Origin of the sequence: Herbaspirillum sp., assembly GCF_035644555.1 — a bacterium.
Taxonomy (GTDB): Bacteria; Pseudomonadota; Gammaproteobacteria; order Burkholderiales; family Burkholderiaceae_D; genus Herbaspirillum.
In genome coordinates this window covers 23,267-37,337 of the sequence record NZ_DASQOH010000007.1, presented here as the reverse complement: position 1 = coordinate 37,337, position 14,071 = coordinate 23,267, and the positions used below count along the sequence as shown (strand labels likewise).

Annotated in this window: 14 protein-coding genes; 9 read left to right on the top strand and 5 right to left on the bottom strand. The window is 64.6% G+C overall.

Annotated elements, in window-relative coordinates:
* Positions 1 to 3 precede the first annotated feature (3 nt).
* Genes VE092_RS02645 through VE092_RS02635 form a run of 3 tightly spaced genes read left to right on the top strand, consistent with a single transcriptional unit; the run spans position 4 to position 3,014 of the window.
* Positions 4 to 693 carry an RraA family protein gene (locus tag VE092_RS02645; protein ID WP_324873564.1) on the top strand — a complete coding sequence of 230 codons (690 nt, stop codon included), beginning with the start codon at positions 4 to 6 and terminating at the stop codon, positions 691 to 693.
* Positions 690 to 1,631, top strand: coding sequence for a hydroxyacid dehydrogenase (locus VE092_RS02640; protein ID WP_324873562.1), 942 nt, complete (start codon positions 690 to 692; stop codon positions 1,629 to 1,631). The genes VE092_RS02645 and VE092_RS02640 overlap by 4 nt, the downstream gene beginning before the upstream one ends.
* Before the next feature lie 60 nt (positions 1,632 to 1,691).
* Positions 1,692 to 3,014: an MFS transporter gene (locus tag VE092_RS02635; protein ID WP_324873560.1), complete on the top strand. Its 1,323-nt coding sequence runs from the start codon at positions 1,692 to 1,694 to the stop codon at positions 3,012 to 3,014.
* Positions 3,015 to 3,120: 106 nt separating this feature from the next.
* On the opposite strand, the gene VE092_RS02630 is transcribed toward VE092_RS02635, so the two are convergent.
* Complete coding sequence (locus VE092_RS02630) at positions 3,121 to 4,050, bottom strand: amidohydrolase family protein (RefSeq protein WP_324873558.1); 930 nt, start codon at positions 4,048 to 4,050, stop codon at positions 3,121 to 3,123.
* A 427-nt stretch (positions 4,051 to 4,477) separates the two neighbouring features.
* On the opposite strand from VE092_RS02630, the gene VE092_RS02625 reads away from it, so the two are divergent.
* Positions 4,478 to 4,720, top strand: a complete 243-nt coding sequence (locus VE092_RS02625; protein ID WP_324873556.1) for a hypothetical protein — start codon at positions 4,478 to 4,480, stop codon at positions 4,718 to 4,720.
* 56 nt (positions 4,721 to 4,776) lie between these two features.
* Here the strand turns inward: VE092_RS02625 and VE092_RS02620 are convergent, their stop codons facing one another.
* From VE092_RS02620 to VE092_RS02610, 3 genes are all read right to left on the bottom strand, one after another.
* Complete coding sequence (locus VE092_RS02620; protein ID WP_324873554.1) at positions 4,777 to 5,751, bottom strand: PDR/VanB family oxidoreductase; 975 nt, start codon at positions 5,749 to 5,751, stop codon at positions 4,777 to 4,779.
* Between the two features lie 4 nt (positions 5,752 to 5,755).
* Positions 5,756 to 6,910, bottom strand: a complete 1,155-nt coding sequence (locus VE092_RS02615; RefSeq protein ID WP_324873552.1) for an aromatic ring-hydroxylating dioxygenase subunit alpha — start codon at positions 6,908 to 6,910, stop codon at positions 5,756 to 5,758.
* Between the two features lie 187 nt (positions 6,911 to 7,097).
* Complete coding sequence (locus VE092_RS02610; RefSeq protein ID WP_324873550.1) at positions 7,098 to 8,219, bottom strand: FAD-dependent oxidoreductase; 1,122 nt, start codon at positions 8,217 to 8,219, stop codon at positions 7,098 to 7,100.
* 272 nt (positions 8,220 to 8,491) lie between these two features.
* Here VE092_RS02610 and VE092_RS02605 point away from each other — a divergent pair, with 272 nt between their 5' ends.
* Genes VE092_RS02605 through VE092_RS02590 form a run of 4 tightly spaced genes read left to right on the top strand, consistent with a single transcriptional unit; the run spans position 8,492 to position 11,555 of the window.
* Positions 8,492 to 9,655 carry an alpha/beta hydrolase family protein gene (locus tag VE092_RS02605; protein WP_324873548.1) on the top strand — a complete coding sequence of 388 codons (1,164 nt, stop codon included), beginning with the start codon at positions 8,492 to 8,494 and terminating at the stop codon, positions 9,653 to 9,655.
* Positions 9,652 to 9,957: a subunit of meta cleavage enzyme gene (locus VE092_RS02600; protein WP_324873545.1), complete on the top strand. Its 306-nt coding sequence runs from the start codon at positions 9,652 to 9,654 to the stop codon at positions 9,955 to 9,957. Before VE092_RS02605 ends, VE092_RS02600 begins: the two co-directional genes overlap by 4 nt.
* A complete protein-coding gene (locus VE092_RS02595; RefSeq protein WP_324873544.1) occupies positions 9,950 to 10,789 on the top strand; it encodes a 2,3-dihydroxyphenylpropionate 1,2-dioxygenase in 840 nt (279 codons plus the stop codon). The genes VE092_RS02600 and VE092_RS02595 overlap by 8 nt, the downstream gene beginning before the upstream one ends.
* Positions 10,779 to 11,555 carry an alpha/beta fold hydrolase gene (locus tag VE092_RS02590; protein WP_324873542.1) on the top strand — a complete coding sequence of 259 codons (777 nt, stop codon included), beginning with the start codon at positions 10,779 to 10,781 and terminating at the stop codon, positions 11,553 to 11,555. The genes VE092_RS02595 and VE092_RS02590 overlap by 11 nt, the downstream gene beginning before the upstream one ends.
* A gap of 60 nt (positions 11,556 to 11,615) precedes the next feature.
* Here the strand turns inward: VE092_RS02590 and VE092_RS02585 are convergent, their stop codons facing one another.
* Positions 11,616 to 12,518 carry a helix-turn-helix domain-containing protein gene (locus VE092_RS02585; RefSeq protein WP_324873540.1) on the bottom strand — a complete coding sequence of 301 codons (903 nt, stop codon included), beginning with the start codon at positions 12,516 to 12,518 and terminating at the stop codon, positions 11,616 to 11,618.
* 415 nt (positions 12,519 to 12,933) lie between these two features.
* Between VE092_RS02585 and VE092_RS02580 the strand changes: the two genes are divergently transcribed.
* On the top strand, positions 12,934 to 14,055 hold the full coding sequence (locus VE092_RS02580) for a porin (RefSeq protein WP_324873538.1): 1,122 nt from the start codon (positions 12,934 to 12,936) through the stop codon (positions 14,053 to 14,055).
* The last annotated feature ends 16 nt before the right edge of the window (positions 14,056 to 14,071 follow it).

Sequence of the window (14,071 nt, the reverse complement as noted above, 5' to 3'; positions counted from 1 at the left end):
ACCATGAGCCAGCAACCTGATTTCATCCGTGACTTCGACCGTGTCGACGCCGCCATCGTCGCCAAGGCCGCCGAATTCCCCGCCTCCATCCTGGCCGACGTGGCCGGTCGTCGCGGCACCCTGTGCAGCCGCGTGGCGCCGCTTTCGCCCAGCATGCGCGTGGCAGGTCCCGCGCTGACCGTGGAAGTGCGCCCCGGCGACAACCTGATGATCCACGCCGCCATGGCCATCGCCAAGCCGGGCGACGTGCTGGTCATCGATGGCAAGGGTGACGAGACCTGTGCACTCATGGGCGAGATCATGGTCTCGCAATGCAAGGCCAGCGGCCTGGCCGGCATCATCATCTACGGCTCTGTGCGTGACACCGAGGCCCTGCGCGAGATCGGCTTCCCTGTCTATGCGGTCGGCGCCAACCCCAACGGCCCCACCAAGAACATCGCCGGCCGCGTGAACTGGCCCATCTCGGTGGGTGGCACTGCGGTGCAACCGGGTGACCTGATCGTCGGCGACGCCGACGGCGTGGTGGTGGTCGAACGCGAAAAGGCCGCCTCCCTGCTGGAGGCCGCCGCCAAGAAGGTAGCCGACGAGACCAAGCGCCTGACCGAGATCCGTGGCGGTGGCCCGCTGCGTCCGGGCTGGTTGGAAGGCGCGCTGCGCAAGGGCGGCGTGCTGGCCGAAGGAGAGACACTGTGAGCGGCGCCCACAAGGATGTGGTGATCGTCACCGGCGTCGACCTGGCGCCTGCTGCCGTCGAGATCCTGCGCGACTATCAACTGGTCTACACCAGCGCCAAGCCGACCGAGGACGACTTGATCAAGCTGGCACAACAGCACCAGCCGGTGGCCATCATCGTGCGCTACGGCGGCGTGAGCGCGCGCGTGATGGATGCCAGCCCGGCGCTGCGCGTGATCTCCAAGCACGGCACCGGCATCGACACCATCGACAGCCAGGCCGCGCAGCAGCGCGGCATCGCCGTCCGCGCGGCGGCCGGTGCCAATGCGCCGGCCGTGGCCGAGCATACCTGGGCGCTGATCATGGCCTGCGCCAAGAACGTGGTCGGGCTGGACCGTCGCATGCGCGAGGGTCACTGGGACAAGTCCACCCACAAGAGCCTGGAGCTGCAGGGACGTACCCTGGGCCTGGTCGGCTTTGGCGCCATCGGCCGTCGCGTGGCCGCCGTGGCGGCCGCGCTGGGCATGCCGGTGCTGGCCTACGACCCGTATGCCAAGGAAGCAGCACCGGGCGTGCAACTGGTCGATCTGGACACGCTCTATGCCCGTTCCGACGTGGTCTCGCTGCATTGCCCGCTGACCGCCGAGAACAAGCACATGATCAACGCCCAGTCGCTGGCCCGCATGAAGGACGGCACCATCCTGGTCAACACCGCACGCGGTGGCCTGATCGACGAAGCGGCCCTGATTGCCGCCCTCAACAGCGGCAAGTTGCGCGCCGCCGGGCTGGACAGCTTCGAGAAGGAACCCTTTGCGGCGCCTCATCCGTTGCAGGACATCGGCAATGCCATCCTGAGCCCGCACATCGGCGGCGTGACGGCCGACGCCTACATTGCCATGGGTACGGGCGCTGCCAGCAACGTCGTGGCCGTACTCAATGAACAGGCCATTGCCGGCTGATCCATAATCACCCCGGGCCAGCCGCCGAGACAGGCGGCGCCCGCCTTCCGAGAGAGAGACATGGAGACCATCCAAGACGACAAGCAGCTGGAACAGGAGACCGTAAAGAAAGTCACCTGGCGCCTGCTGCCATTCCTCATGCTGTGCTACCTGTTCGCCTTCATCGACCGCGGCAACATCGGCATGGCCGCGCTGCAGATGAACCAGGACATCGGGCTCTCGCCCAAGATGTTCGGCTTTGCCAGCAGCCTGTTCTTCATCGCGTATTTCATCTTCGAGGTGCCCAGCAATCTGGCACTGCAGAAGTTCGGCGCGCGCAAATGGCTGGCACGCATCATGATCACCTGGGGCCTGATCTCGGCCTCTACCGCCCTGGTACAAGGGCCGCACTCCCTGTACTTCGTACGCTTCATCCTGGGAGCGGCCGAAGCCGGTTTCTTCCCCGGCGTGGTGCTGTACCTGACCTACTGGGTGCCGTCGGCCTACCGCGCGCGCATGGTGGCGCTGTTCATGGTGGCCATCCCGGCGGCCAGCTTCGTGGCCTCGCCGGTCTCGGCGCTGCTGCTGCAGATGGACGGCGTCGGCGGCCTGCGTGGCTGGCACTGGCTGTTCATGCTGGAAGGTCTGCCCACGGTAGTACTGGGCGTGGTCTGTCTGTTCTTCCTGACGGACCGTCCCGAACAGGCCAGCTGGCTCGACCAGCGCCAGCGCAACTGGCTCACTGCCACCATGGACAGGGAAGCCGCCAGCCGTGCCGCCAAGCAGCATGTGCCGCTGTGGAAGCTGTTCAGCCAGCCGCACGTCTGGGGCATGGCGCTGGTCTGCGCATGTGCTTCGGCGGCTGGCTCTGTGCTCAACGTGTGGCAGCCGCAACTGCTGAAGTCCTTCGGCCTGACAGTGATGCAGACCGGTCTGGTCAATTCCATTCCCTACCTGATCGCCTCGGTGCTGATGGTGTGGTGGGGTCGTCATTCCGACCGTAGCGGCGAACGTCGCTGGCACACTGCCATTCCACTGATGCTCATCGGCGGTGGCCTGGCCATGGCCACGCTGGCCAACTCTCTGGTGCCGGTGGTATTGCTGCTGACCATGGTGTTGATCGGTGCCTATTCCTTCAAGGGGCCGTTCTGGGCCATGGCCTCCAGCTGGCTGGCCACCGGTTCGGCAGCAGCCGGACTGGCTGGCATCAACGCCGTCTCCAACCTGATCGGTGGCGGCCTGATGGTCAACGTCTACGGCTGGGTCAAGGGTGCCACCGGTAGCTATGCCATGGCCTTGCTACCGATGGTGGGCCTGTCGGTGGTGAGCGTGGGCATCCTGCTGTTCCTGTCGCGCAAGGCGCGCGCCCAGGGCGGCGGCGTCCTGCAGGAAGCGGCGCGCTGAGCCGGGAACATTCGACCGCGCCATCGGCTTGCTCAGCAAAAACGCCTTGCGTCTATCGACGCAAGGCGTTTTTTTTGATGGCGCCCACGGCGCCGGTCGCAGCAGATCAGCGGAACCCGAACAGCGCCGCCGGATTGCTCACCAGGACCTGTTCGCGCAGGGCCGGCGCCGGCGCCCAGTCGGCCAGCAGGTCGAACAGCTGGGCATCGTCCGGCTTGATCTTTTCGGTCGGATGCGGCCAGTCGCTGCCCCATAGCGTGCGTTGCGGCGCGGCCTGCAGATAGGCGCGCGCCAGCAGGCTGGTATCGGGATAGTCCGGTGCCCCGCGCAAGGTATCGGCGTAGGGTTCGGATAGCTTGATCCAGGTATTGCCCTTGTCCAGCAGGCGCAGGATGGCCCGGGCGCCCGGGTGGTCCAGGCCCTCGGGCTGCGGGATACGACCCAGGTGGTCGATGACCACCGGCGTAGGCAGCGCGGCCAGTACCGCCTCGTGCTGGGCGATCTGCGCCCCCGACATCAGTACTTGGACATGCCAGCCCAGGGGCGCGATACGCTCCGCAGTGCGAAGCAGACGGTCCACGGTGGTGACGCCCCAGCTCTGTGGCGACAGGAAATTGACGCGCACGCCGCGCACCCCCAGCACGTCCATTTCCTTGAGCTGGCTGGCCTCGACATCGTCGTCGATCACCACGATGCCGCGCGCCTGCTGCCCGAACTGAGCTAGCGCATCCAGCAGACAGCGATTGTCGCTGCCGTAGGTGGAGGGTTGCACTACCACGTGCCGCGCGATGCCCAGCTTGGCCATCAGGCGCCGGTAGTCGGCCACGGTGGCGCCATCCGGACGGCCGCCGCGCCAGTGCGGCGATACCGGAAAGCGCGCGTCATAGATGTGGTGATGGCTGTCGCATGCCAGCCAGGGCGCCTTCAGCCGTGGCGGCTCGGTGCCGGCCGAGTTGGGCACGGACTGTGCCAGTGCGGCGCGCAGGCCGGTGCACGCGAGCAGGCTGCTCGCGATGAAGTGTCGTCTGTTGACCATGGGTCTCCGTGGTGGTTGTTGTTCTCGGGAATGCCGGCATCCGGCAGTCCTGATGGGAGTCTAACGACCGGGCCACGGTGGGACTATTTCATTTTATTTTGCTATCGATAAATGACGGGAATGATTACCGGCGCGCGGCGCAGCCCTTTCCATCCCTGCGGTCGGCTCGCCTGCCTGTCGGAAACAAGTCTATCTTGTATGGATATTGTCTTCTGGACGAGCCCCAGGCGGCTTGGCTAGAATGGGCAAAACAAGTGTTACCGGGACAGTGACACACCTGTGCTACCTTGGGATCAAGAGCAGGCGCTACATCGGTAGTCGCTCATATCAACTAAGGGTTTGACTGTGGTGGTATCCGATAGCGCTCAGGAAAGCAGAGCGCTATCGGATTTTTTTGTCACTCCCCGCAACTGGAAATACGCGAATCATGGATTGGGTTCCTGTCGTCTTCGTCACCTTCAAGCTCATCGTGCTCTGCACCGGGATGTTCTACGCCATCAAGTGGCATTACGATCAGGGGAAGAAGGAAAAGGAAAAAGGCAAGGAGCGGCGCGCCGTGCTGCGTGCCAGCCTCACGGTGGCAGCGATCTTCGTGCTGTTGCTGGTGGGACTGGGTGTGGTCACCTTCGATCTGGCCAGGATGCTCGGCCTGGAACTCAGCTTTCCCTGAGGGAAGGGCGGTCCGGGGCAAGGCCGTGGCACGGCCGGCCGCCAGCCCGTCGATCATTACAGGTCCAGCTCTATCCTCTTGCATGCCGCTCGCGAACAGCAGGGCGTGAACTGGTCGTTCCTGGCCTTCTCGGCCTCGCTCAGGATGAAATCGCGGTGGTCGATGCTGCCGCTGAGCACGCGCGTGATGCATGTCCCACAGATGCCCTGTTCGCATGAGGTCGGGATCTCGATACCGTGTTCGGCCAGAACCTCGACCACGGTCCTATCCACCGGGACCGGGAACACCTCGCCGGTGCTGGCAATCCTGACCTCGAAAGGCGCATCGCCGCCGGTCTCGCTGGCGGGAGGGGAGAAATACTCCTGGTGAAGCTGCGTCTTGCTCCATCCCAGCCTTTCCGATTCTCCCAGGACGAAATCCATGAACCCGCCCGGCCCGCAGACATAGAGATGGTCATCGGGCTGGCGGGAGCGGGCGATCTCCGCGAGGTCCAGCTTCTGGCCTTCGCTGTCGAAGTAGAAGCGGACGTGTCTGGCAAAGGCGCATTCGGCCAGGCGCTGGTGGAACGCCGCCCGGGCCGGTGAGCGCGCGCTGAAATGAAGTTCGAAGGCTCTGGACTGCGCATGCAATTCTGCTGCCATGGACAGGATGGGCGTGATGCCCACCCCGCCCGCGATCAGAATGGAGCGGCCGCTGGTCGCGGTCAGGCCGAAATGGTTGCGCGGAGCGCTGATCCGCACCGTCTGGCCGCCCTCGATTGCATGCATTCCCGCAGAGCCGCCACGGGAGGGCTGCGTCAGGAGTACGGCGATCTCGTAGCCCGTGCGCGCCTGTTCCGCCACATTGCACAGTGAATACTGGCGTACCAGGCCGGGAGCGACCTCGACGTCGATATGCGCGCCTGCGGCAAAGCGCGGCAGGGTCTCGCCATCGGCGGCTGTCAACCTGAACGAATAGATGTCATCCGCTTCCCGCACCTTGGCCGAGACCGTCACGTTCATCCACAACTGATGGGCTGCATCGAGCTTCATGGTTTCATTCCTGCCGCATCATCACGACCTGCGGTCGGCCGGCGCCGGCCGCGGCCGAGGGGCTTGCGTTCGCAGTCGCTTCCTGGTCGGCACGGCTCTTGAGATAGCGGCGCATCGCCACGCCCAGGGCATCGCTGGCGATGGAAATCTCGTACAGGTCTTCGCCCTGTTCGGCAATGACTTCTTCGAGCAAGCTCAGCCCGGCGACATCTTCATCGAAAGCCTTGAAGAAGTTGGTGGCCATGAATTCGGTGGCGGCAGCATCGTCCTGCGCGAAGTCGCGCCCCAGGTAGATGAAGTAGTGGGTGGTGTTGTGGGTGGCGGGGGTGGCCATGTGCGCGACCTTGATGAGATATTCCGGCCGCTGGTCTTCGGCCAGCGCGGAATCGTACAGGCGTGTCGTGACCTCGTAGAGCGCAGGACTGAGGAATTCGTTGCGAACGATGCGCGATGCCGTCGAGACGCCCTCCAGGCCGGTCGGCTTGGCCCAGACCGGCGGCAGCCTGGTGGGTGACACGGTACGCACCAGCGCGAACCTGCCCTCGCCCATCTCGGACGTGGTCGGCGCCTTGACGTAGTCCGGCGAACCGATGGTGTTCGCATGCATGTAGCTCAGGTGCGAGGTGTCCAGCAGGTTTTCGTGCAGATAGACGTAGCTCGATTTCAGGTCGTAGTAGCCCTTGGCACCGGCCCATGCGCTATCCAGCATCCATGGCAGCGCCGGGATACGGGATTGGTCGGCCAGCGCCGGATCCCCCATCCAGATCCAGATCACCGGGCCACGCTCGGCCAGCGGGTAGGTGCGCACGCCGATGTTCTTCGGACACTTGGCCACCGCGGGCGCTTCGATGCAGTCGCCGGACTGGTCGTAGCGCAGGCCATGGTAGCCGCAGACCACGGTATCACCGTCGAGCTGGCCGGCAGATAGAGGATAGGAACGGTGCACGCAGCGATCATCCATGACGACCGGGGTTCCGGCCTCGGTGCGGTACAGGATCACGCGCTTACCGAGCAAGGTACGTTTGAGCAGGAATCGACCGACTTCATCGCTGAAGGCCGCGACATACCATTCGTTGAAGATGAAGGGCGTATTGCGGTCGGCGAGCCGGCTCATGGCGACTTGTGCGCCACGGATGAGATCTTGAGTTGGCTGGGTCATGCGGGTCTCCATGTTGTAATCGGAAGCAGGTGATGGACGCAGCGCCTGTCCATCGAAGAAATGCGTTCCGGTTGTTGCTTGCGATGTTCGATAGTAGTCTTCCTGCCGGCAGTGTCTTGACTCCCCGTGCAGCAAGACTTGCCCTCACTTGCCCTGCACGGCGGTGCCGGTGCCGGCGCGACGAGCTTCAGATCGGCTCTGCCAGGACCTTCAGCGATTGCTCCACCAGCGTGGTCTGCTCGGCGATCGGGCGACCGGCCTGCTCGCGTCGTCCGATCTCCAGCGAGTTCTGCACCACCAGCAGGCAGCGTGCATAGCGACGGGACATATAGCGCTTCAATGCCTGGTCGATATCGTGGCCGTCTCCCAGTTCCTCGGCCAGCACCAGTGCATCTTCGGCAGCCAGGCCAGCGCCCGAGGCCAGTTGGGGCGTGGTCGGATGGGCGGCGTCGCCGATCAGCAGCACCCGGCCGGCGAACCAGGGGCCGGGCAGCAGGAAAGCCTCCAGCGGTCGATGGACGATGGTGTTTTCAGCGCTCAGCGACTGGCCGATGGCGCGGATGATGCCGCCGTAGGAACGGGTCAGGCGCTCCAGTTCTTGCGGCAGCGATGCCTCGGGCAACCGGCGCTTTTCCGGAGAGTTCTCCAGCAGGAACATGTACATCCGGTCCTTGGATACGGGCGTCAGCCCGACCTTGTAGGGACCGCCCAGGAAGAAATGGCGGCGGTCGATCTCGGGCGGCCGCGGCAACTGGGCACGCCATGCGCTCTGGCCGGTGTATTCCGGCGCGGGTGCGTCGGGGAAAAGCAGGCTGCGTACGCGCGAGAACAGGCCATCGGCACCGATGACCAGGTCATAGGTGCCGCGGCTGCCGTCGCTGAGCGTGACGTCGACCTCGGCCGTGCCTTGTTCGAAGCTGTCCACCGACAGGCCCAGCCGCACCTTCACGCCGGCCGCCAGGACCCGTTGCGACAGGATCTTGTGCAGCACCGGCCGCATGATGCCGCCGCAACCGGGGATGCCGTCTTCCGGACGCACCGGCGTGGGCAGCACGGCGAGCCGGCTGCCGTCGGTGGAACAGACCTGGATGCCGGTCCCGGTATAGGCCTGTGCCTCGATCTCGGGAAGCACTCCCAATGCCTTGAATGCGCGCAGTGTCGGGCCGGTAATCGTGATGCCGGCGCCATAGACGCGCCAATGCGGGTCAAGGTCGATGAGCTCGATCGCATGGCCGAGCCTGGACAGCGCGATCGCCGCCGACATGCCGCCGACACCGCCGCCGACGACAAGAATCTTCTTCTGTTGCATCTATTCGAATCTCCAGTGACCGGACCCGCTGCATCGCCGATCGACACGCAAGTCCGGGATGTTGTCCACCCCGGCAGCGTAGCGCCACGCCCTGATGGAATTTGCCTGAGCCGGCCGTGCAATTTGTCTCGGAGCGAGGGAGGTCCGGGGGCGATGGTGCGCTGGAAGTCAAAAGGCGCAGCACAGGGGGCAAAGTAGCGGGCCTGCGTGCGCCTAGGATGTCAGTCCCGGGCCTGCTCCACTGAGGCCTCGCAACTGACAAAGGTGACGAATTGAGCGAAAACGTAGAGAAGGCCGGCGCCGTGCAGGGTCGCCCCAAGACCTTGGCCGAAGCCAAGCGATGGATGCTGGACAAGCTGGCCGCCAAGGTCCATCCGATGAATCTGCTCTCGCAGGAAGATGGCGAGCGCCTGATAGCCGCGCTGCAGGGGCTGGATGGTGCGTCCTGGGCGGCGGTCTGGGGCGAGGCGGGTGATCAGGCCCGCGCCCTGGCCGACCGTGCCCGCGACGACGGTGACAGCACCCAGGCCGCGGCGCTCTACATGAAGGCCAGCGGCTTCTATTTCATGGGGCGCTTTCCTTGCCCGAATCATCCCGACAAGGAGCGCTGCGCGCGCGCCGAGCGGGAGACCTATGTGCTGGCAGGCTCCTATTGGGACCATCCGGTGCAGCGCATCACCATCCCCTTCGCCGGCCGCAGCGGTGAAGGCAGCGAAATCGTGTTCCTGCTGCGTCGCCCCCGGGGCGTGGCGCGCCCGCCGGTGGTGGTCATGTGGGGCGGGGTGGATGCGTGGAAGGAGCAGATGACTGCGGCCTGCAATGCTTTCCTGGCGGCCGGGGTGGCCACCATCGCCATGGACAATGCCGGCACCGGCGAGTCGCCGGTCAAGGGTGTCCAGGATGCGGAGCGCCAGTTCCTCCCGGTATTCGAATGGGCGGCCCGGCAGCGTGACCTGGACGGCGCGCAGGTCGGCATCCTGGGGCGCTCCTTCGGCGGCTACTGGGCCACCAAGCTGGCGCACCTGCATCCGCAACGCATCGCCGCCGCAGTGAACTGGGGCGGCGGCGCCCACTACATGTTCCAGCCCGAGTGGGTCGAGTCATCCCGCTATCCGGACAGCTACCTGATGGAACTGGTCGAGACCCGCCAGCGCATGCTGGGCGCGACCACCGACGAGGAATACATCGAGGGCTTCCGGCGTCTGTCGCTGCTTGACCAGGGCCTGCTGGACCAGCCGAGCGCGCCGATGCTGCTGGTCAACGGCAAGGAAGACAGGCAGTGTCCCATCGCCGACCTGCATCTGCTGACCGAGCGCGGGTCGCCCAAGGCGGTTCGCCTGTTCCCGGGCGGTCACATGGGCAATACGCCGCAGACCCTGCCCACCATCGTCCAGTGGCTCTCCACCCACGTCAAGAACAGGGTGGGGGCAGCATGAGCGGAAACTGGGTCGAGCAGATTCCCTCGCAATCTGCCTACTGGATGAACAAGGTCCTGTTCGAGGTCCACCACAACGACGGCCACCTGAAGCGCTACCTGGATTCGCCTGATGCCTACCTGTCGACCGTGCCGATGCCTGAGCACCTGCGGGTGGCGGTACGCGACAACGATATCGGCGCCATGTATCTGGCCGGCGCCAATCCCTACCTGCTGAGGGCGCACTGCCTGGGCCTGCGCATCCCTGAACCCGATTTCGTCGCCTCGCTCAGGGCGGTCGCTGGAGGACAAGAGAATGGCTGAACTGGTCGGAATCTATGCGGCGAGCCATACGCCGGTCATGCTCAATTTTCCGGACGCCATTCCGGAACAGGACCGGGAGGCCATTTTCGCAGCGTTCAAGGACATGGGCCGGCGCATCGCCGCGTCACGGCCGGATACGGTCATCGTCATTTCGGATGACCACGTGCATAACTTCTTCTTCAATAACTTTCCCGCCTTCTGCATCGGCGCCGCCGAAAGCTATCAGACGCCGGTGGAACACTGGCTGAAGGCGGAAAAACAGGTGCTGCCGGGGGATGCCGCCCTGGGGGCGCACCTGCTGGGCGAGGCACTGCAGAATGGCTTCGACCCTTCGTTCTCGATCGAGCTGGTCCTCGACCACGGCTCCCTGACACCGTTGCTGCTGGCCGGCCTGGTGCCGCATGTGCAGATCGTCCCGCTACTGGTGAACTGCGTCCAGCCGCCGCTGCCCACCATGCGGCGCTGTGTCGACTGGGGCCGGTTCCTGCGCCGGGCCATTGCCAGCTTCGATGCCGGCAAGCGCATCGCGATCCTGGCGACCGGCGGCATCAGCCACGACATTGCCACCCCGCGCATGGGCATGGTCAACGAGGAATTCGACCGGCAGTTCCTGGCCAGGCTGAGCAGCGGCGATACCGATGCGATCGTGGATCATGCGACCCGGCACGTGGCGGCAGCCGGTAATGGTGCCGAAGAGATCCGGAACTGGCTGGTCGGCCACGGTGCGGCCGGTGGGGCCCCGTTCGAGTCGCTGTACTACAAGGCGGTCTCGAAATGGTACACCGGCATCGGTCTGGCCCAATGGAAAGTGCAGGCTCGTGATGAACGCTGACATCGCCCCTCTCGCGGCCGACGTCCTGGGGCGGGATGACGCGCAGACAGTCGTGCTGCTGCATCCCATCTGCGCGAACCGCGAGATATGGCGCCTGCAGGTGCCGGTCTGGTCGAGCTCGCTGCGGCTGGTCCTGGTCGATCTGCCAGGACACGGCCTGAGCCGGCCGGCCGTCGGTCCCGCCCGTCTGGAGGATTTCGCGCACCGGCTGGCAGGAACCCTGGAGCGGGCTGGCATCGGCCAGGTATCGCTGGTGGGTGTATCGCTGGGCGCGATGCTTGCGCAGGCCTTTGCGCTGGCCTATCCGGAGCGCATAAGCAAGCTGGTCCTGGCCAATGCCGGCGCGGTCACGCCGCAACCGGTCGTAGAGCTGTGGAACGAACGTCAGAGAAATTACCGCGAGCTCGGTGTCGAACAGCATGTACGTTCGACGATGGCGCGCTGGTTCGATGACGACTATCGCGGCCGGGCGCCGCTGACCGTGCAATGGATCGAATCCATGGTGCGGGGCACGACCGGGGAGGGCTACTTCCATGCGGTCGATGCTATCAAGGGGATGGACCACGGTGCGCGGCTGCGCGAGATATCGGCTCCCACCCTGGTGGTCGCCGGCGAGAAGGATGCCGCCGTGAAGCCCGAGATCTGCGCGAAGCTTGCGCAGGCGGTCGATGGCGCGCGTTTGGTGAGACTTCCTTGCGGGCACATCAGCAATGTCGAGGCCGCCGCCGAATTCACCGAAGTCGTCGGGCAGTTCCTGCTCGACTGAACCTGCCGCCGGCCGGACGCAGGACCATCCTCCGCGGCCGGGAGGATGGTCCTGCGCGCGTCAGGCCTTTGCGCCGGCGTTCAGCTTCCGGTATTCCCGCGGCGTCATATCGAACTTTTCCTTGAAGGCGCGGCTAAAGTGCGCGACGTCGCTGAAGCCCCAGCCGTAGGCGATCTCACCGATGGGGCGATTGGACAGCTGGCGTGAGACCAGGTCTTCGCGGCAGCGCTCCAGGCGCTCCGACCATACCCACTTCATCAGCGATGTCTGCTCTGCGGTAAAGAGCTGGTAGATGTGACGGGTCGAGAGATTGACGGCCTGCGAAATCATGTCTGCATCCAGCGAGGAATCGTGCAGGTTGTCGCGCACGAAGGCCCGGATGCGCTCCAGGTGGAAGACGTGCAGCCTGGAGGGCAGGGCCGTCATTTCCTTGTCGCAGCGGGCCAGTGCAATGGCCAGCGAGTAGGGAAGGGCCTGGGCGATGCGGGCGGCGGTATTTTCGTCCAGCTCCGGGGCCATTGCGAACATCTCGTCATTCATCGCCCGGAAGATCGCCCCCGGGCCGCTGGCCGTCTCGATCCGGATCGCGGTGCGCAGATGCGCGTCTGGCACCACCCGCCGCAACAGCTCGGAATCGACATAGGTGGAGTGCGTCACGATGTGCCCGGTCTCGATATGGAAGGGCGAGGCCAGGTCGATCAGCACCATGTCTCCGGGACGGACATGGCTGCTTCGTCCACCCTGTGAAACATGCGCTTCGCCTTCCTTCTGGAGCGTGACCAGCCAGCGGCGCGTGGACTTGTGACTGGCCGGCGCGGAGGTCTCGTGAGGAGAAAAGCGGATGGAGGCGAATTGCAGGCTGCGGCCGCAATAGGCCTGCATCTGCGTGCTCAAGGGCTGGTCCTTGCCGGAGTCCAGTGACAGGCCGATGGAGAACAGGCTCGCCATCTGTCGTTCGAACATTCGGGCGCCCTCGCGGGAGGGGCTCTCAGCGGTAGAGAAGGTGCGGATAAAAATGGCTGTCTCCTTGATGGTGGCGGCGCTCTTTTATATCGGCTTGCGCATGAAATACGGTGGCCGTTGCTGTCGCCTTATCAGTCAAATTCTAGCGCGGACTGGAGCAAGATGGGCAAGCGCAGAGGAATAGATTAACGCTACTCCCACCGGGAAACGGGAGACGTCAACAATTTACTTTCATCAACAAGAAAGCTGCGCCCGTGCGCAGCACAACGGAGACCTTGCCTGCATCATCATCCGGCGCCGTGCGCCGGATGCCCGGTCGTCGTCAGGCGACCCATCACCACCATAACAACGACATGGAATGTCGCGTCCGGCCGACGGGGCCGGTGCGCACTTCCGCCAGAGGAAAGAGAGACCTATGCAAGACTACAAACGGAAAGGCGGCGCAGGAGCCATCCTGGCCACCCTGGCCATGCTGCCAGCGGCCGGCTGGGCAGAAAGCAACGTGACCATCTCGGGCATCATGGATGCCGGTGTGTCCTATGTCAGCAACCAGTCGGGCAAGAGCAATCTGCGGGCCGACAATGGCATCGGCGTTCCCAACATCCTCTTCATCAAGGGACAAGAAGACCTGGGCGGCGGAACCGCCGCCATCTTCCAGCTGGAGAGCCAGTTCAACCTCAGCAATGGCGCCTCCTTGCCGGGTAACAATCTGATCTTCGGCCGCCAGTCGCTGGTCGGTCTGCGTGACAATACCTGGGGCACGCTGACTGCCGGCAACCAGTATGAGTTCATGCATGACGCCTTGCTGTTCGGCGGCTTCGATTCCGCGCTGAATTACGGCGGTTACTACACCTTCCGCCAAGGCCCCTTCAATGCGCTGGCGGTGCCCAACAACCCGACCGGTGCCTCCGACTTCGACCGCCTGGCCGGCCTCGCGCGCGTGGCCAATTCCGTCAAGTACCTGAGTCCCGAGATGGGCGGCGTGACGCTGGGGGGCATGTATGGGCTGGGCGAAGTGGCCGGCGATAGCTCCGCGTCGCGCACCGTCAGCCTGGGCGGCAACTACGTCAATGGTGCCTTCGGCCTGGGCGCGGCCTATACCGACGCCCGCTATGCCAGCATGAGCAACGGCCACGACGGCATCCGCAACTGGGGCCTGGGGGCGCGTTACCGGATCGGCGACTACAAGCTCAATCTCCTCTATACCAATACCCGCAATACCCTGACAAAGGGCGAGGTCAACGTCTACCAGGCTGGTGTCAACTGGCAGATGGACGTCGCCTGGAATCTGGGGATCTCCTACGAGTACATGAAGGGTAATGCGCAGTTGGCGCACAATTACGCCCACCAGGGAAATGCGACGCTGCAATACTGGCTGTCCAAACGCACCGACGTCTACCTGCAGACCGTGTACCAGAAGGCAGGCGGCGACAATGCCAATACCCAGGCCTGGATCAACGGACTGTACGGGCCGGGATCGGCCTCCAGCACGGGCAGCCAGGCCATTTTCCGGATCGGCATGGCGACCCGCTTCTGAGTCGCGTCGATCCTGC

Coding starts and splice junctions, on each gene's coding strand:
- VE092_RS02645 (WP_324873564.1), top strand. CDS start 4: ATGAGCCAGCAACCTGATTTCATCCGTGACTTCGACCGTGTCGACGCC.
- VE092_RS02635 (WP_324873560.1), top strand. CDS start 1,692: ATGGAGACCATCCAAGACGACAAGCAGCTGGAACAGGAGACCGTAAAG.
- VE092_RS02630 (WP_324873558.1), bottom strand. CDS start 4,050: ATGGTCAACAGACGACACTTCATCGCGAGCAGCCTGCTCGCGTGCACC.
- VE092_RS02625 (WP_324873556.1), top strand. CDS start 4,478: ATGGATTGGGTTCCTGTCGTCTTCGTCACCTTCAAGCTCATCGTGCTC.
- VE092_RS02620 (WP_324873554.1), bottom strand. CDS start 5,751: ATGAAGCTCGATGCAGCCCATCAGTTGTGGATGAACGTGACGGTCTCG.
- VE092_RS02615 (WP_324873552.1), bottom strand. CDS start 6,910: ATGACCCAGCCAACTCAAGATCTCATCCGTGGCGCACAAGTCGCCATG.
- VE092_RS02610 (WP_324873550.1), bottom strand. CDS start 8,219: ATGCAACAGAAGAAGATTCTTGTCGTCGGCGGCGGTGTCGGCGGCATG.
- VE092_RS02600 (WP_324873545.1), top strand. CDS start 9,652: ATGAGCGGAAACTGGGTCGAGCAGATTCCCTCGCAATCTGCCTACTGG.
- VE092_RS02595 (WP_324873544.1), top strand. CDS start 9,950: ATGGCTGAACTGGTCGGAATCTATGCGGCGAGCCATACGCCGGTCATG.
- VE092_RS02590 (WP_324873542.1), top strand. CDS start 10,779: ATGAACGCTGACATCGCCCCTCTCGCGGCCGACGTCCTGGGGCGGGAT.
- VE092_RS02585 (WP_324873540.1), bottom strand. CDS start 12,518: ATGTTCGAACGACAGATGGCGAGCCTGTTCTCCATCGGCCTGTCACTG.
- VE092_RS02580 (WP_324873538.1), top strand. CDS start 12,934: ATGCAAGACTACAAACGGAAAGGCGGCGCAGGAGCCATCCTGGCCACC.